The sequence below is a fragment of the Candidatus Purcelliella pentastirinorum genome (assembly GCF_028748785.1).
GTDB classification, from domain to species: domain Bacteria; phylum Pseudomonadota; class Gammaproteobacteria; order Enterobacterales; family Enterobacteriaceae; genus Purcelliella; species Purcelliella pentastirinorum_A.
The window spans coordinates 334,607-351,371 of the sequence record NZ_CP110496.1 but is presented as its reverse complement, the minus strand read 5'-3'; the positions used below and the strand labels follow the sequence as shown (position 1 = coordinate 351,371).

General features: G+C 21.0%; 16 protein-coding genes and 1 pseudogene. 9 read left to right on the top strand and 8 right to left on the bottom strand.

Going from position 1 to position 16,765, the window contains the following annotated elements; genetic code table 11:
• Positions 1 to 5: 5 nt before the first annotated feature.
• The 4 genes from era to lepA all read right to left on the bottom strand — a co-directional run bounded on the left by era (position 6) and on the right by lepA (position 4,299).
• Complete coding sequence (gene era / locus ONB71_RS01750) at positions 6 to 899, bottom strand: GTPase Era (RefSeq protein ID WP_274360442.1); 894 nt, start codon at positions 897 to 899, stop codon at positions 6 to 8.
• The gene (rnc, locus tag ONB71_RS01745; RefSeq protein WP_274360441.1) at positions 896 to 1,576 is read right to left on the bottom strand and encodes a ribonuclease III; all 681 of its coding nucleotides are present in this window, start codon (positions 1,574 to 1,576) and stop codon (positions 896 to 898) included. The genes era and rnc overlap by 4 nt, the downstream gene beginning before the upstream one ends.
• A 79-nt stretch (positions 1,577 to 1,655) precedes the next feature.
• On the bottom strand, positions 1,656 to 2,486 hold the full coding sequence (gene lepB / locus ONB71_RS01740) for a signal peptidase I (RefSeq protein ID WP_274360440.1): 831 nt from the start codon (positions 2,484 to 2,486) through the stop codon (positions 1,656 to 1,658).
• A 22-nt stretch (positions 2,487 to 2,508) separates the two neighbouring features.
• The gene (lepA, locus tag ONB71_RS01735) at positions 2,509 to 4,299 is read right to left on the bottom strand and encodes a translation elongation factor 4 (RefSeq protein WP_274360439.1); all 1,791 of its coding nucleotides are present in this window, start codon (positions 4,297 to 4,299) and stop codon (positions 2,509 to 2,511) included.
• A 253-nt stretch (positions 4,300 to 4,552) separates the two neighbouring features.
• Between lepA and ribA the strand changes: the two genes are divergently transcribed.
• Positions 4,553 to 5,137, top strand: a complete 585-nt coding sequence (ribA, locus tag ONB71_RS01730) for a GTP cyclohydrolase II (protein ID WP_274360438.1) — start codon at positions 4,553 to 4,555, stop codon at positions 5,135 to 5,137.
• 35 nt (positions 5,138 to 5,172) lie between these two features.
• Here the strand turns inward: ribA and cysB are convergent, their stop codons facing one another.
• Positions 5,173 to 6,147, bottom strand: coding sequence for an HTH-type transcriptional regulator CysB (gene cysB, locus ONB71_RS01725; protein WP_274360437.1), 975 nt, complete (start codon positions 6,145 to 6,147; stop codon positions 5,173 to 5,175).
• Positions 6,148 to 6,514: 367 nt separating this feature from the next.
• On the opposite strand from cysB, the gene ONB71_RS01720 reads away from it, so the two are divergent.
• Complete coding sequence (locus ONB71_RS01720; RefSeq protein ID WP_274360436.1) at positions 6,515 to 7,246, top strand: YciK family oxidoreductase; 732 nt, start codon at positions 6,515 to 6,517, stop codon at positions 7,244 to 7,246.
• Here the strand turns inward: ONB71_RS01720 and ONB71_RS01715 are convergent.
• Positions 7,243 to 7,875, bottom strand: a complete 633-nt coding sequence (locus ONB71_RS01715; protein WP_274360435.1) for a transglycosylase SLT domain-containing protein — start codon at positions 7,873 to 7,875, stop codon at positions 7,243 to 7,245. The two genes, ONB71_RS01720 and ONB71_RS01715, sit on opposite strands and share 4 nt — an antisense overlap.
• Positions 7,876 to 7,917: 42 nt before the next feature.
• Positions 7,918 to 8,229: a DUF496 family protein gene (locus ONB71_RS01710; RefSeq protein ID WP_274360434.1), complete on the bottom strand. Its 312-nt coding sequence runs from the start codon at positions 8,227 to 8,229 to the stop codon at positions 7,918 to 7,920.
• Between the two features lie 568 nt (positions 8,230 to 8,797).
• Between ONB71_RS01710 and ssb the strand changes: the two genes are divergently transcribed.
• From ssb to pheT, 7 genes and pseudogenes are all read left to right on the top strand, one after another.
• The gene (gene ssb / locus ONB71_RS01705) at positions 8,798 to 9,250 is read left to right on the top strand and encodes a single-stranded DNA-binding protein (RefSeq protein ID WP_274360433.1); all 453 of its coding nucleotides are present in this window, start codon (positions 8,798 to 8,800) and stop codon (positions 9,248 to 9,250) included.
• Between the two features lie 38 nt (positions 9,251 to 9,288).
• A pseudogene (thrS, locus tag ONB71_RS01700) lies at positions 9,289 to 10,497 on the top strand (threonine--tRNA ligase); the annotation flags it as partial.
• 6 nt (positions 10,498 to 10,503) lie between these two features.
• The gene (infC, locus tag ONB71_RS01695) at positions 10,504 to 11,040 is read left to right on the top strand and encodes a translation initiation factor IF-3 (RefSeq protein ID WP_274360432.1); all 537 of its coding nucleotides are present in this window, start codon (positions 10,504 to 10,506) and stop codon (positions 11,038 to 11,040) included.
• A 43-nt stretch (positions 11,041 to 11,083) separates the two neighbouring features.
• Positions 11,084 to 11,281, top strand: coding sequence for a 50S ribosomal protein L35 (rpmI, locus tag ONB71_RS01690; RefSeq protein WP_274360431.1), 198 nt, complete (start codon positions 11,084 to 11,086; stop codon positions 11,279 to 11,281).
• Positions 11,282 to 11,310: 29 nt separating this feature from the next.
• Positions 11,311 to 11,655, top strand: coding sequence for a 50S ribosomal protein L20 (rplT, locus tag ONB71_RS01685; RefSeq protein ID WP_274360430.1), 345 nt, complete (start codon positions 11,311 to 11,313; stop codon positions 11,653 to 11,655).
• Between the two features lie 50 nt (positions 11,656 to 11,705).
• A complete protein-coding gene (pheS, locus tag ONB71_RS01680; RefSeq protein ID WP_274360429.1) occupies positions 11,706 to 12,695 on the top strand; it encodes a phenylalanine--tRNA ligase subunit alpha in 990 nt (329 codons plus the stop codon).
• 23 nt (positions 12,696 to 12,718) lie between these two features.
• Positions 12,719 to 15,112 carry a phenylalanine--tRNA ligase subunit beta gene (gene pheT, locus ONB71_RS01675; protein WP_274360428.1) on the top strand — a complete coding sequence of 798 codons (2,394 nt, stop codon included), beginning with the start codon at positions 12,719 to 12,721 and terminating at the stop codon, positions 15,110 to 15,112.
• 12 nt (positions 15,113 to 15,124) lie between these two features.
• Here the strand turns inward: pheT and metG are convergent, their stop codons facing one another.
• Positions 15,125 to 16,756: a methionine--tRNA ligase gene (gene metG, locus ONB71_RS01670; protein WP_274360427.1), complete on the bottom strand. Its 1,632-nt coding sequence runs from the start codon at positions 16,754 to 16,756 to the stop codon at positions 15,125 to 15,127.
• Positions 16,757 to 16,765 lie beyond the last annotated feature (9 nt).

Below are 16,765 nucleotides of genomic sequence, written 5' to 3'. Positions count from 1 at the left end.
ATTTATTAGTTTAAATTTATTTTGTTTATTAGTTTATTTTTATTTTTCCATTTTTTTTTTACATTTATTATTAAATTTATAATTATTTTTTTGTTTAAAAAAATACTAATTTGTTTTTTTGCTTTTGTTTTTATTTTTTTTATTAAATTACCATTTTTACCTATTATTATTTTTTTTTGACTTTTTTTTTCTACCCATATTGAACATTCTATATAACAAATATTATTTTTTTGTATTATATGTTTTAATTCTACATTTATAGAATGTGGTAATTCTTTGTATACATTAAATATTATATTTTTACGGATGATTTCTGATATTAAAAAAGTTTTTGATTGATTTGTTATATATTTATATGGAAAAAAATGTTTTTTTTCAGGTAAATTATTACTAATAATTTTTTTTAATCTATTTATGTTTTCCCCGGTTTTTGCAGATATCGGTATTATATCTTGAAAATTAATATACTGATTAATTTTTTTTATATATGGTAGTAATTTTCTTTTGTTTTTTATTTCATCAATTTTATTTATTATTATTATTATAGGTTTTTTTATTTTTTTTATTTTATTTATAATAAAAAAATCATTTTTATCTAATTGTGTCTTATTAAGTAAAAAGATAATTATGTCAGTATTTTTTATTGCTTTAATGGAATTTTTATTCATTATTTTATCTATTATTTTTTTTTTTTTTGAATTTATACCAGGCGTATCAATAAAAATTTTTTGTTTGTTTTTTTTAGTTTTAACTCCTATCATAGTATTTCTAGTTGTATGTTTTTTATTTGATACTATTGAAATATTTTTTTTAACTAGTTTATTTAATAATGTTGATTTTCCTGTATTTGTTTTTCCAATAATTGTAAAATATCCACAGTATTTTTTTTTTATTTTCATAATATTTTTAATTTAATAAGTGCTTTTTTTGCAGCTTCTTGTTCTGCTTTTTTTTTACTTAATCCTATTCCAAAAATTAAATCAGTTTTATTGTTAATTTTACATTGTATTGTGAATTTTTGTTCGTGTGTTATTCCTTCTATTTTTATTAATGAATATGATGGTAGTGGTAAATTCATTTTTTGTAAATATTCTTGTAATCTTGTTTTTGGATCTTTAAATATTTTATTTGGATATATGTTTTGCAGTTTTTTTTTGTACCATTTTAGAATTATTTTTTCAATAGTTATTATATTACTATCTAAAAATATTCCTCCTATTAATGCTTCTATTGAATTTGCTAAAATGGATTTTTTTTTAAATCCTTTATTTTTTATTTCTCCCGGGCCTAAATTTAGATATTGACCTAATGTAAATTTTTTAGCTATGTTTGTTAATGCATTTCCGTTTACTAAATTTGATCTTATTCTACTCATATTACCTTCTCTAATTGTTGGAAAATTTTTGTATAGTATGCTGCTTATTACATAATTTAAAATTGCATCTCCTAAAAATTCCATTCTTTCATTGTGTTGTTTATTTGCACTTCTATGAGTTAATGTTTGTTTTAGTATTTTTTGGTTGTTAAAGGTATATCCTATTTTTTTTTGTAATGATGTTAGTGTAATATTATTCATGATTTTATAAATATTAATTATCTAATTTATTTATTTTATATAAAATATATTATATATTTGTTTTTTTTTACTATTCATTTTATTTAATTTTTCCAATTCTATTTAATCTAATTCCAGTAGGCCATTGACCATCTTCTTGTTTTAAGTTCATCCATATAAATTTTGCTTTACCTACGATATTGATTTTTGGAACAAACCCCCAAAATCTGCTATCGTAACTATTATCTCTATTATCTCCTAATACAAAATAATTATTTTTAGGTATTTTCCATGTTTTTATATATTTTTTTGATGGATACATTAATAATTTATTTATGTTTTTTGTATTGTTTATTAAAATACAATATTTTTTATTTTCGATTTTTTCTTCTATTAATATTCTATTATTTTCATTTTTTTTATTATTATAAGTTACTGATATATTTTTTTGTTTTTTATATATTTTGATTGTTTTTTTTAAATTATCATATGATATTATATCACCTGGTATTCCTATGATTCTTTTTATGTAATATAATTTTGTATTGTGAGGGTATTTGAATACTATAACATCTCCTCTTTTTGGATTTTTTATTTTTATTAGTGTTTTTTGTGTGATTGGATCTTTTAATCCGTAAGAAAATTTTTCTACTAAAATAAAATCTCTTACTATAAGATTAGGTAGCATTGATTTTGATGGTATTTGAAATGGTTCATAAATAAATGATCTTATTATAAATACAAATAATAGAGTGGGGAATATTGATGCAATATTTTTTATTAAGTATTCTTTTTTTGTAAGTTTTATTTTTTTTTTTTTTATTATGTTTTTTTTTTGTATATATGATATTAGTTTTAATTTTTCTGCAATCCATATTGTTGCAGTAAATATTGTAATTATTTCTAGTATTATGGAAAAATAATTATTCATAATTATTCCTAAATATATTGTTTTATTTATGATTGATATTTAAAATTGATAAAAATACGTCTTTGGGTATATTTATATTTCCTATTTGTTTCATTTTTTTTTTTCCTTTTTTTTGTTTTTTTAATAATTTTTTTTTTCTTGTTATATCTCCACCATAGCATTTTGCTATTACATTTTTACGTAATTGTTTTATTTTTTTGCTGATAATTATTTTTTTGTTGCATTGTGCTTGAATTATTATATCAAATTGTGTTCTTGAAATTAATGGTATTATTTTATCTATAATTTTTTTTGATATAATTTGTGCATTTGATCTATGTGTAATTGTTGATAATATATCTATATTAATTTTATTAATTAATATTTCTATATATACCATATTTGAATTTTTGAATTCTTTAAAAGAGTATTGTATAGAGGCATAACCATGTGATATGGATTTTATATTGTTATAGAAATCAAAAATTATTTCTATCATAGGTATTTCATATTTTAAAATTATATAATCATCGTTATGATAAGAGATGTTTGTTTGTATACCTCTTCTTTTATTACATAATTTTATTATTTTTCCTAAATATTTTTTATTTAGTAATATAATACATTCTGCAAATGGTTCTTGAAAATATTTTATATTTTTTATTGAATTGAATTTTTTAGGATTATTTAAATATATAATTTTATTACAAAATGTTTTTACTCTATATACAACTGAAGGCAAGGTATTTATAATATTTATATTGTATTCTCTTTTTATTCTTTCTTTGATTATTTCCATATGTAATAATCCTAAAAACCCGCATTTGAATCCAGCACCTAAAGTTGAAGAATTTTCAATTTCATATATTAATGCAGAATCATTTAATTTTAATTTTTTTAATGCTATTTCTAGGTTTTTATAATATTTTTGTTTAATAGGGAATATTTTGGCGTATACTTGTGGTTTTATTTTTTTAAAGTTTTTTAATTTTTTTTTCGCAGGGTTTATTGTTTTTGTTATTGTATCTCCAACGGGAACCGATTCAATATCTTTTGTACCACAAAAAATCCATCCTACTTCTCCACAATGAAGTTTTTTTTTTTCTATTTCTTTAGGATTAAATTTTATAATTTTATTTATTTTATATTTTTTTCTTGTACTCATTACTTGAATAATATCTTTTATTTTTAAGTTTCCATTTTTAATTTTTATTAATGATATTATTCCTTGATATTTGTCAAATTTCGAATCAATTACTAGTGCTTGTAATGGTTTGTTTTTATTTCCATTTGGTCTTGGTATTTCTTTAATTATTTCTTTAATTATTGGTTTTATTCCATATCCTATTTTTGCAGAGCAATAAAATATTTTTTTATTTTTTGTATGAAAGGTGTTTTTTATTTGTTCTGTTACTTTTTTTATATTTGCTGTTTTTAGATCTATTTTATTTATTACAATTATTATTTTTAATTTCATTTTAGTTGCTATTTGATAATTGGAAATTGTTTGTGCTTCTATTCCTTGAGATGCATCTATTAATAATATTGCTCCTTCACAAGCCGATATTGAACGTGATACTTCATATGAAAAGTCTACATGCCCTGGAGTGTCTATTAAATTTAATTTGTATTTGTTTTTATTTTTATCTGTATAGTTTAAATTTATACAGTTTGCTTTTATTGTAATTCCTCTTTCTTTTTCTAGTTCCATAGAGTGTAGTATTTTGTTTTTTATTAATATATTTTTGTTACAAATTTGAATCAATTTATTAGACAATGTTGATTTTCCGTGGTCAATATGTGCTATTATAGAAAAGTTTCTTATATATTTCATGATTTTGTATTTTATAGTTTTAATTATTATTTTTTATATTTTAAAATAGTTATTACATTTATTTACTATTAATTTTAAATAATTTTATATTTTGTTTATTTTCTTTTTTTTAAATTATGTAGTTAACACATTTTATGTAAAAATATTATTTTTTATATTTTAATAGTTTAATTAATTTTTTGTATTTTAGAATATTATAAATGTTTAATAAAATTAATATTTTATTATATTATATAAAATTTTGGGGAATAAGATGTATCTTAAAAAGATTGCAAAAGCAAAATTACCTACTAAATGGGGTGATTTTTTAATATTCGGTTTTGAAGAATTATTAACCAAGAATAATCATGTTGCTATTGTTCATGGCAAAATAGATTCTTATCATCCTATTCTTGTCAGAATTCATTCTGAATGTTTAACTGGTGATGCTTTATATAGTTTAAGATGCGATTGTGGTTTTCAATTAGAAGCTTCTTTAGCTATGATATCTAAAATTGGTAATGGAATTTTATTATATCATCGTCAGGAAGGTAGGAATATAGGTTTGTTAAATAAAATTAAGGCATATTTTTTACAGGATAAAGGTCATGATACAGTTGATGCTAATCGTATTTTAGGTTTTTCTGAAGATGAACGTGATTTTAAAATCTGTGTTGATATGTTAAATATTTTAGGTGTAAAAAAAATACGTTTGTTAACAAATAACCCTCATAAGGTTTTATTTTTATCACAAGCTGGTATTAATGTTGTTGAACGTATACCATTAGTTGTTGGCAGTAATCCTAAAAATTATGATTATTTATATACCAAATTTAATAAAATGGGTCATTTAATATAATATTTTTTTATTTTTAAATTAAAAATAGATATTTTTTATTTAATAGGTAATTTTATATTTTTAAACATTATTTCTATTTCTTTATTTGATTTTAAAGATATGGCGTTATCTATCATATCTCTAGTTAAATGTGGAGCAAAACGATAGATAAAATCATACATATACCCTCTTAAAAATGTACTACGTTTAAATCCTAATTTAGTTATTCCATGGGCAAACATGTTATTGCATTTAATGCATTTCAGATCAGAATCAGAAATTGGGTCGATTGCCATATTAGCTATAATACCAATTCCTAATCCAAGTCTTACATATGCTTTTATTATATCTGCATCTGTTGCAGTAAATACAATTTTTGGTTTTAATCCCGCTTTATTAAATGTTTTTTCTAATTCTGAACATGCGGAAAAACTAAAGGTATACGTTACTAACGGGTATTTTGCCAATTCATTTATTGTTATGTATTTTTGATTAGCTAATGGATGTTTAGGCATTACTATTATTACACGATTCCAATTATGGCATGGTAACATTATTAAATCATCATATAAATGTAATATTTCTGTTGCAATTGCAAAATCTGCATTTCCTCTTGATACAGCGTCGGATATTTGTTTTGGTGATCCTTGTTGCATATGTAATGATACTTTAGGATATTTTCTTATAAAACCCTTTATTATATCTGGTAATGCGTATCTAGCTTGAGTATGTGTTGTTGCAACAAATAATGATCCTCTATCTGGCCATGTATGTTCTTCAGCTATAGATTTAATGGATTCTACTTTAGATAAAATTTCTCTTGCAATATGAATTATTTTTTTCCCTGCAGATGTTATTTCTGTTAAATGTTTTCCACTTCGTATAAATATCTGTATACCCAATTCATCTTCTAACATTCTTACTTGTTTGCTTATTCCTGGTTGTGATGTGTACAGTCCTTCTGCAGTTGATGATACATTTAGATTATGGTTGACTACTTCTACAATATAACGTAATTGTTGTAATTTCATATATTTTATCCAAGTAAATATTTATTTTTACTTAATTTTAATATAAATTTAATTTTGTAAATTTATATATTTGATCCATTTTTATTAAGAATTGTTATTAATATAACATTTTATTATATATATTAATATTAGAATATTTTTAATTTTCTAATTTATTTTTGTTTTTTTGTAATATTAAATATATAATTTGTATTTTTATTTATAAAATATAATGAAAATTATTATTAATATTGATTTTTTATTTATTTAAATAAAAGTATTTTTTTTATATTAGATAATTAAAATATAATATTTTTATTTTAATTTATTTAATTTATTAAATTTTTTTAATTTTTTGTTAAAACAAATATTTTTTATGTGGTAATATATGGATTATATTTTTGATGTTAATTTATTAAAAAATCGTGTTATTTTAATAACTGGTGCTACTGGTGATATTGGCAAATGTGTTGCTATTACTTACGTTAAATGTGGGGCTAAAGTTATTTTATTAGGTCGTAATTTTTGTGAATTAAATAATTTAAAAAATCATATTAATTCTATAAGAAAATTTAGTGCTAATAGCTATGTTATTGATATGAATAAATTAACATATAATAGTGCTAAAAAATTTGTTAGTAAGATAAGGAATAAATATATTAAATTAAACGGAATTTTACATAATTCAGGAGACTTAGGTTTATTATTACCTATTAAGAAATATCCTGTTTTTTTGTGGAAACGTGTTATTAGAGTTAATTTAGATTCTGTTTTTATTTTAACAAAGTTATTGTTACCTTTATTATTGAGATCATCTTCTTCATCATTATTGTTTACAACTTCTAGTGTTGGTAGAATAGGTAGAGCTTACTGGGGTGCTTATTCTATTTCTAAATTTGCCATTGAAGGTATGATGCAAATTTTGTCATTGGAATATAAAGATACGTCTTTACGTGTAAATTGTGTTAATCCAGGACAAATTAGGACTAAAATGCGTGCTTTAGCATATCCAAACGAAGATGTTTCATTGTTAAATAATCCTATAGATTTAATGCCTATGTATTTATATTTAATGAGTAATGATAGTATTAAAAAAACAGGTTTTAGTTTTGATGTTTAATTTTGTTTATTATATATGTTACAATATAAGTCATTTACTTTAATTAAGTACTTGTATGTTTGTTTATATGGATGTTTTGTTTTTATATACCATAAAAATTTATTTGGTGATATTTTATTGATTATTTTCATAGATGTTTTTTGTTTATTTGAAAAAATTTTTAATAATATACTTATGCCACCTACATATGAAACTATTATAGCATATCTTAATATTTTTTTATTTTTAATTTTATTCAACATTTTATATTGTAATAAATATATATAATTTGCACCTATATCAATATTTGTTTTTGGGTCTTTTAGTTTGTTTTTAGAAGGTTGTCCTTCTATTTTTCTATTTCTATATACTTCTTTACCTGCCGTAGAAGGTTTAATTTGCATTAAACCTATTGCATTTGATTTACTTATAGCACAAGGGTTGCCATTAGATTCTATTTTAATTAAAGATATTATTAATTTTATGTCTATTTTATATTTTTTAGATGCTTCAAGTATTAATTTATTCCATTTTTCTATTGTTTTTAAATTTTTATAAGATATTTTATTATTTATTTGCTTATCATGATTTTGATTATGTATACAACTTATTATCATGAATATTATTGGTATTATTTTTTTTATTTTCATTTTATAAATAAAATTAATTTTTATATCTTTTTTGGTTATATTTTATTTTTTTCCTATGGTTTTTAATTTTTTTGATATATCTCTACGTTCTTTTGATAATTCTGCATTTTTTATTATATATTCATCAATTCTTTCTTCATAATCATTGTTCATTGTTTTTATTATTTTTTTTATTGTGTCTGTTGTTATATTCGGTTTTATATATTCATTTAAATTTTTTAATAATAATATTCTATTTTTATCGTCTTGTATTTTTTTTTCTATTTCTTTAATTTCTCTTTGCAATCTATTTTTTTTTCTAAATATTTTTACAAATTCTAATAAATTTTTAAATGTTTGTTTTGAATTTTCCATATTATCCTTATTATTTTTTTTATTAATATTTTATATATTAAATTATTTATTTTATAAAATAAATTTTATTTATTAATAGTATGTTCTTATAATTTTGATTATTTCAAATTTCATTAAAGAATTAATTTTATTTTTTTATTTTTTTATTTAATTTATTTTTTGTATATTTTATTAAATAGTTATTTTAATATATTTTTTTAAGTAAGTTTATAATTAAATTATTTTTAAATTTATCTATGATTTTATAATATTTATTAATATTATATGTTATATAAAAATATTATATGATTAATTTTAGTCAAATGTTAATTAAATATAATATATTTATTATTTAAATTATTGTTTTATATATATTTTATTATTTTTTTTAAAATATTGTAATTTAATATTGATATTAAATTTTTATTTAGTATTTTTTATTAATTTTGTTATTATTGATGGTATAATAAAATTTATTTGATAATTTTTTATCAATATTTATTATTGAATAATATATTTTGATTTATTTTTAATAATTAATATTTTTGTGTGCAATGTAACTTTGTTTTTAATATATTCAGGATGATATATGGTTAGTAGAGGTGTTAATAAAGTAATTTTAATTGGTAATTTAGGTCAAGATCCTGAAGTACGTTATATGCAAAATGGTAATGCTGTTACAAATATTACTTTAGCAACATCTGAAAGTTGGCGTGATAAACAAACCGGTGAAAATAAAGAAAGAACTGAATGGCATAGAGTCGTTTTATTTGGTAAAATAGCAGAAATTGCTAGTGAATATTTACGTAAAGGATCACAAGTTTATATTGAGGGTTTTTTGCAAAAAAGGAAATGGCAAGATAAGAATAATCAAGAGCATTATATTACAGAAATTATTGTTAATCTTAATGGTACTATGCAAATGTTAGGTAATAAAAAAAAATCTACAGTTACTTCTTTATTAAATGATAAGGATAATTTTGAACAAAAAAAAGTAAATGTTAGTGAAGATACAATTTTGGATGACGACATTCCTTTTTAATTGAATATATTTTATATATTATTATGAATTTACTTAAAGAAAGAGATCATCGTAAAATCAATAAATATCTTGATTTTTATCATGTTGAAGATATTTCTCCAGGTATTGTTTTTTGGCATAGTAATGGATGGATAGTATTTAAGGAATTAGAAAATTTAATACGTTTAAAATTAAAAGAATATAATTATCAAGAAGTAAAAACACCAATGATTTTAAGTAAAAAAATTTGGGATATGACTGGTCATTTGGATAATTTTAAAGAATTAATTTTTACTACACATTTTGAAAACACTGAATATTGTATAAAACCTATGAATTGTCCTTGTCATATTCAAATTTTTAAATGTGGAATTAAATCTTATCGTGATTTACCTGTAAGAATTTCTGAATTTGGTAGTTGTCATCGTAAAGAATTTTCAGGTTCTTTGTATGGTTTGATGCGATTAAGATGTTTTACTCAAGATGATGCTCATATATTTTGTAGTGTTGATCAAGTTCGTTTTGAAGTAAATAATTGTATTAAAATGATTTATGATATTTATAATATTTTTGGTTTTAAAAATATTTTAGTAAAACTATCTACTAGACCTGATAAAAGATTAGGGGAAGATAGTTTGTGGGATTTAGCTGAAAAAGATTTATTATCCGTATTAGAAAGTAATAATATAAATTTTAGTTATCAATATGGTGAGGGTGCATTTTATGGTCCTAAAATTGAATTTATTTTAAATGATTGTTTAAATCGTTCTTGGCAATGTGGTACGATTCAATTAGATTTTATATTATCAAATAAGTTAAATGTGTTTTATATTAATAAAGATAATGAGCGTACTTCCCCTGTTATCATACATAGAGCAGTACTTGGTTCTATAGAAAGATTTATAGGTATATTAATGGAAGAAACTTATGGTTATTTACCAACTTGGTTATCTCCAATTCAAGTTGTTGTATTATATATAACTGATAGTCAAAAATTTTATGCTACTAAAGTAAAAGATTTGTTAGAAATTGAAGGTATTCGTGTTAAATTGGATACTAGAAATGAAAAAGTTGGTTTTAAAATACGTGAATACATTTTGAAAAGAATTCCTTATTTGTTAATTTGTGGAGATAATGAAGTTAAAAATAATAGTGTATCTATACGTACTTGTTTAGGTAAAAAGATTAACAATATTTTTCTTTATGTATTTATTAATAGATTAAAGAAAGAAATTGATAATTATAGTATTAATAAAATGGAAAATTAAGACGTTATGATTTTAAAAAAAATGTATTCTATAATATCTAATAAAATAAATAGAGAAATTAATGTTGATACAGTTCGTTTAATAGGTATAAATGGTGAAAAAATAGGTATTGTTACTTTAAATGATGCTTTATTTATGGCAGAAAAAGCTGGTGTTGATCTGGTAGAGATTAATGCTAATACAAATCCTCATGTATGTCGTATTATAGATTATGGTAAATTAATTTATGAAAGAGGTAAATCAATAAAAAATAATAAAAGAAAACAAAAAATTGTACAAACAAAAGAGGTAAAATTTAGACCTGCAACAGATAAGGGTGATTATAATGTTAAATTACGTAATTTACTTCGTTTTCTATTAGACGGGTTTAGAGTTAAGGTTACTTTGCGTTTTAGAGGTAGAGAAATATCCCATCAACAATTAGGTGTGGATATGTTAAATCGTATTAAATTAGATTTGATGGATCATGCTAATGTTGAGTCTTTTCCTTCAAAAATAGAAGGTAGACAAATGATTATGTTATTAATTCCTAAAAAGAAGTGATAAGAAAATTATTATTTTTTTATTATAATATTGAGAGAAACTTATGTCTAAAATTAAAACAATACGATCTGTTTATAAGAGATTTAAGAAAAATTCTTCTGGCCTAGTAAAACATAAAAGATCTAATTTACGTCATTTATTATTAAAAAAAAATAGTAAACGTAAAAGACATTTAAGGCGTAAAGCTATTGTTTTAAGATGTGATTTAGTTCATATATTACCTTGTTTACCATATGTTTAATTTATTATTTTTTTTTTAAGGATTATATTATGGTTAGAATTAAAAGGGGTGTTGTGTCTCATGCACGTCATAAAAAAATTTTAAGTAGTGCTAAGGGCTATTATGGTTCTCGTTCTAGGGTATATAGAGTTGCTGTACAAGCTGTTATAAAAGCAGGACAGTATTCTTATCGTGATCGTAAACAACGTAAAAGACAATTTAGGCGTTTATGGATTGTTAGAATAAATGCTTTTGTTAGAAATTATGGAATAAATTATAGTAATTTTGTATGTCTTATGAAAAAAGCTTCTATTTCTTTAAATAGAAAAATATTAGCAGATATGGCTATTAATGATAGTAAAAGTTTTGTTCTTTTAATAAAGAAATTAATTTAATTTTTTTATGTTTTTTTAAAGTATACTATTAAAATTTTAAAAGTATAATCATGCTTAATTTATCAAAATTTTTGTTAACAGCTCGTAATGAAATAAATAGTATTAAAAATTATGTAGAATTAGATGATTTACGTGTTAAGTATTTAGGTAAAAATAGTTTTTTAAATTCTCAGTTTAAAGAAATGATTAAATTAGATAAGCAGGATAGAGTAAAATTAGGTTATATTTTAAATAGAGTAAAAAATAATTTATTGAAAATTATTAGTCGTCGTAAATATAAGTTGGATAATTTATTTTGTAAAAATAATTTATTTTTGAAAAAGAAAATTGATATATCTTTACCTGGAAGACAAATAAAAAATGGTTCTTTACATCCTGTAAATATACTTATTAATTTATCAAAAAATTTTTTTTCTTCTTTGGGTTTTTCTTTTGTTTTTGGTCCTGAAATTGAAGATTATTATCATAATTTTGATGCTTTAAATATACCCTATTGTCATCCTTCTAGGAGTAAAAAAGATACTTTTTGGTTTAATAATAAATATTTATTACGTACTCAAACTTCATCTGTACAAATAAGATTTATGAAAAAATCTTCTCCTCCAATTCGTTTTATTAGTTTTGGTCGTGTATATAGAAATGATTGTGATAGATTACATACACCTATGTTTCATCAAATTGAAGGTGTTATGGTTGATAAAAATATTAGTATTTCTAATTTAAAATGGATAATTAATAATTTTTTACATACTTTATTTGGCAATAAAAAATATTGTATTCGTTTTCGCCCTTCTTATTTTCCTTTTACAGAACCATCTGTTGAAGTAGATATTAAAATAAATAATGATAAATGGTTGGAAATATTAGGTTGTGGGATGATACATACTAATGTATTGAATAATGTTAATATAGATTCGGATATTTACTCTGGATTTGCTTTTGGTGTGGGTATAGAAAGATTAGCTATGTTGTATTACAATACTAAAGATTTACGTGTTTTTTTTGAAAACGATATAAGATTTTTAAAACAGTTTAAATAATTTAAGATTTATAGGTTTGATTAATGATATTTAGTGGAAATTGGTTAAATGAGTTTATTGATATATCTGAAGATAATAAATTATTACACAAACAATTTACTATGTTAGGTATTGAAGTAAATAGTATTACATCAATCTATTATATGTTTAGTAATATTATAGTTGGAGAAATTTTTCATATTTGTTGTTTGTCCAATAAAGATAGTTTATATCTTGTTAAAGTATTTGTAGGTAATGATATTTTTTTAAATATTATTAGTAAAAAATTTAGTTTTGTTATTGGAATGAAAGTTGCTATTGCTACAGTAAAATCAGTTTTACCTAACAGTTTATATATTAAAAAAAGAGTATTTAAAAATATTATTTCTGATGGTATTATGTGTTCATATCATATATTAGGTATTGAATATAATAATTTTAATATAGTTGTTTTACCAAATTATGTTGAGGCAGGCAAAGATATATTAAATTATTTTGATTTTAAAGATAAGATTATAGATATTTCTATAAATTATAATCGTTCTGATTGTCAAAGTATATTAGGTTTGGCTAGGGAATTATCTGTTTTGAGTTTTAGAAATATTAAAAAATTTGATATTTCTACTAAAATAAATATTAATAATAATGATCATTTACCTATTACTATTGAAGATAGTTTTTTATCTCCAATTTATTTAGGTAGAATAATAAAAGATATTAATATTAATAATATTATTCCTATATGGATGAGTGAAAGATTACGTCGTAGTAATATTGTTTTAGTCAATTCTATAGTGGATATTATTAATTATGTTTCTTTAGAATTTGGTTTATTTGTGAATGTGTTTGATTTAGATTTTATTGATGGGGGAATAAATATTAGATTAAATAAATTAGGTGAAAAAATAATTTTAATTAATAATTCTAATTTTATATTGAATGATACTAATATTTTAATAGTTGAAGATAATAATAAGATTATAGAAATTGCTGGTTTGACAAATAGTAAATATTGTGTTTTAGATAAAAAAACAAAGAATTTATTTTTAGAATGTGCTTTTTTTTCTTCTAATATTATTAATAATTTTATTATTAATCATAAAATTAAAACAAACTTTATTCGTTTTAATTCTAATAATACAGATTTTTCTTTTTATCTTAAAGTTATAGATAGAGTTACTTATTTTATTTTAAATATATGTGGTGGTCGAGCTGGATCTGTTATTGATGTTTCAAATTTAAAATTTTTACCTAAAAGACATTGTATAAAGTTAAGTTATAAAAAAATTAATTTATTTATAGGTCATAAAATAAATCATAGTTTTATAATAAAGACTTTAAAATTTATTGGTTGTACATTAGACATTAACGATATTATTTTAAATGTTTTTCCTCCATATTGGCGTTTAGATCTTTTAACTGAAGAGGATTTAATTGAAGAAATAATTCGTTTTTATGGTTATGATAAGATTCCTGATATTCCTATTGTAGGTAGTGATATACCATCAAAAGTATTTAGTTCTAATTTGTCTGTTGATCGTATTAAAACTCTTTTAGTTGATAAGGGGTATCATGAAGTAATAACTTATAGTTTTGTCGATAATAATTTACAAACTTTATTATATCCAAAGATTAATGGTTTATCAATTTTAAATCCATTCTCATTGGAAAAATCTGTGATGCGTTTATCTTTATTCGCTGGTTTATTAACTGTATTACAGCATAATATTAATCGTCAACAAAGTGATATTTCTATATTTGAGTTTGGTGTTTGTTTTTCACCTAAGTTAACAACTAATTCTATAGTTAAGGAAAGATTATTATTAAGTGGTTTGTTGAGTGGAACTAAGTATAATGAGTATTGGGATATGTTATCTGTAAGTGTTGATTTTTATGATTTAAAAGGTATAATCGAATCTATTTTAAGTTTATTTTATAATTTTAATTTAATTAATTTTAAAGCCCAGGAGTATTCTTTTTTACATCCCGGTCAAAGTGCATCTATTTATTGTAAAAATATATATATTGGTTGTATTGGAGTCATACATCCTTTAATTGCAAAATATTTAGTTTTTGATAAACCTGTTATTTTATTTGAGCTAATTTGGGATAAAATGTTACCCGCTTCTGCTTTTAATTTTAATGAAATATCTGTTTTTCCTGTTAATAGAAGAGATATTTCTTTATTAGTTGATGATAATATATATATAATGGATATTATAAATATTTGCAAAAAAGTTATTGGTGAATTGTTAGTAAATATATATTTATTTGATGTTTATTATGGAAATTCTATACCTAAAGGATATAAGAGTGTTAGTATTGCTATTTTTTTGCAAAGTTTTATTAAAACTTTAGAGGATTATGAGATATCTGAAATTATTAATAAATGTTTGTTTGATTTACAAAATATGTTTAACATTAAATTGAGATCTTGATTTTTATTTTTATTAAATTTTGTTGTTTTTTAATAAATTGTTTATTTGATTATTTTTAATTCTATTAAATAATTTTTTGGGGTTTTTAATTTTGTGGTTAAGTAGTGGTTTATTAATATTTTTAAATGTTAAATTTGTATTGAGAAGTTTTTCTATCTTATTTGATAATTTAGGTAATATTGGTTTTAATAATGTCATTAGTATTTTAAATAGATTTATTCCTGTTGTACATATTTCATGTACTTTATTTTTGTTTTTTGAGGTTTTTACTAATTTCCATGGTTTTTGTTGGTCTATGTAGTAATTAGCTTTTTTTGTGAGTTTCATTATTTTTTTTGTTATTTTTGAGAAATTACAATTATTAAAATATTTTAGAATATGTTTGGATTTTTTTACGAAAGTTGCATATAAATTATTATTATCTAGTGTTTTAGATAATTTATTATTATATAGTTTATGAATAAATTTTAGGTTTCTGTAGGCTAAATTTATTAATTTGTTAACAATATCATTATTTATTTTTTTTTTAAAATCTATTAAATTTAAATCAATATCTTCTAATTTATGTGATAATTTACTTGCAAGATAGTATCTTAGACTATCAGAATTAAAGTTTTTTAACCATGTTTTTGCTTTTATATGTGTTTTTTTTGATTTAGACATTTTTATTTTATTTATAGTTAAATGTCCATGTATAAATATTTTATTTGGTTTTCTTAATTTACATCCTTCTAGTATTGCTATCCAAAATAGACTGTGAAAATAAACGATATCTTTTCCTATGAAATGATATAGTTTTGTTTTTGTATTCTTGTTCCAGAATTCATTAAAATTTATATTTTTATTTTTTTTACATAGATTTTTGAATGTACTAATGTATCCAATTGTTGCATCTAACCATACATAAAAATATTTATTTGTTTTTGGTATTTTAAATCCAAAATAAGGTGCATCTCTTGAGATATTCCATTTTTTAAGTCCAATTTTGAACCATTCTAAAATTTTATTTGATACATTTTTGTTTAGTGTACCTGAAGTTATCCAATTTTTTAACATTTTTGAAAAAATCGGTAAATTAAAGAAATAATGTGTTGAATTTTTTAGTATTGGTATACTATTTGATATGGTTGATTTTGGATTTATTATTTCTTTGCATGAGTAAGTTGATCCACATATTTCACAATTGTCACTATATTGATTTTTTGTTTTGCATTTAGGGCAAGTACCTATTACAAATCTATCAGGTAAAAACATTTTTTCTTTTATATCAAAAAATTGTGAAGTCCTTTTTTTTTTAATATATTTTTTTTTTTTTAATATATTATATATTTTTTCTAATGTTTTTTTATTTTCTGAACTGTGTGTTGAATGATAATTATCATGGATTATATTAAAATTTTTAAAATCTGTTTTATGTTCTTTATGTATTTTTTTTATTAATGTTTCTGGTGGTAATTGTATGTTTTTAGCTTTTAGCATAATAGGTGTTCCATGAGCATCATCTGCACATATAAACCATACTTGATTATCTATCATTCTTTGATATCTTACCCATATATCAGCTTGTATGTGTTCTAATATGTGTCCTAAATGTAATGATCCATTTGCATAAGGTAAAGCACAAGTTACTATAATTTTTTTCATTATTGATAT

Bases quoted from the DNA above. Each gene is read 5' to 3' on its own strand.
- era (WP_274360442.1), bottom strand. From the start codon at position 899: ATGAAAATAAAAAAAAAATACTGTGGATATTTTACAATTATTGGAAAA.
- rnc (WP_274360441.1), bottom strand. From the start codon at position 1,576: ATGAATAATATTACACTAACATCATTACAAAAAAAAATAGGATATACC.
- lepB (WP_274360440.1), bottom strand. From the start codon at position 2,486: ATGAATAATTATTTTTCCATAATACTAGAAATAATTACAATATTTACT.
- lepA (WP_274360439.1), bottom strand. From the start codon at position 4,299: ATGAAATATATAAGAAACTTTTCTATAATAGCACATATTGACCACGGA.
- ribA (WP_274360438.1), top strand. From the start codon at position 4,553: ATGTATCTTAAAAAGATTGCAAAAGCAAAATTACCTACTAAATGGGGT.
- cysB (WP_274360437.1), bottom strand. From the start codon at position 6,147: ATGAAATTACAACAATTACGTTATATTGTAGAAGTAGTCAACCATAAT.
- ONB71_RS01720 (WP_274360436.1), top strand. From the start codon at position 6,515: ATGGATTATATTTTTGATGTTAATTTATTAAAAAATCGTGTTATTTTA.
- ONB71_RS01715 (WP_274360435.1), bottom strand. From the start codon at position 7,875: ATGAAAATAAAAAAAATAATACCAATAATATTCATGATAATAAGTTGT.
- ONB71_RS01710 (WP_274360434.1), bottom strand. From the start codon at position 8,229: ATGGAAAATTCAAAACAAACATTTAAAAATTTATTAGAATTTGTAAAA.
- ssb (WP_274360433.1), top strand. From the start codon at position 8,798: ATGGTTAGTAGAGGTGTTAATAAAGTAATTTTAATTGGTAATTTAGGT.
- infC (WP_274360432.1), top strand. From the start codon at position 10,504: ATGATTTTAAAAAAAATGTATTCTATAATATCTAATAAAATAAATAGA.
- rpmI (WP_274360431.1), top strand. From the start codon at position 11,084: ATGTCTAAAATTAAAACAATACGATCTGTTTATAAGAGATTTAAGAAA.
- rplT (WP_274360430.1), top strand. From the start codon at position 11,311: ATGGTTAGAATTAAAAGGGGTGTTGTGTCTCATGCACGTCATAAAAAA.
- pheS (WP_274360429.1), top strand. From the start codon at position 11,706: ATGCTTAATTTATCAAAATTTTTGTTAACAGCTCGTAATGAAATAAAT.
- pheT (WP_274360428.1), top strand. From the start codon at position 12,719: ATGATATTTAGTGGAAATTGGTTAAATGAGTTTATTGATATATCTGAA.
- metG (WP_274360427.1), bottom strand. From the start codon at position 16,756: ATGAAAAAAATTATAGTAACTTGTGCTTTACCTTATGCAAATGGATCA.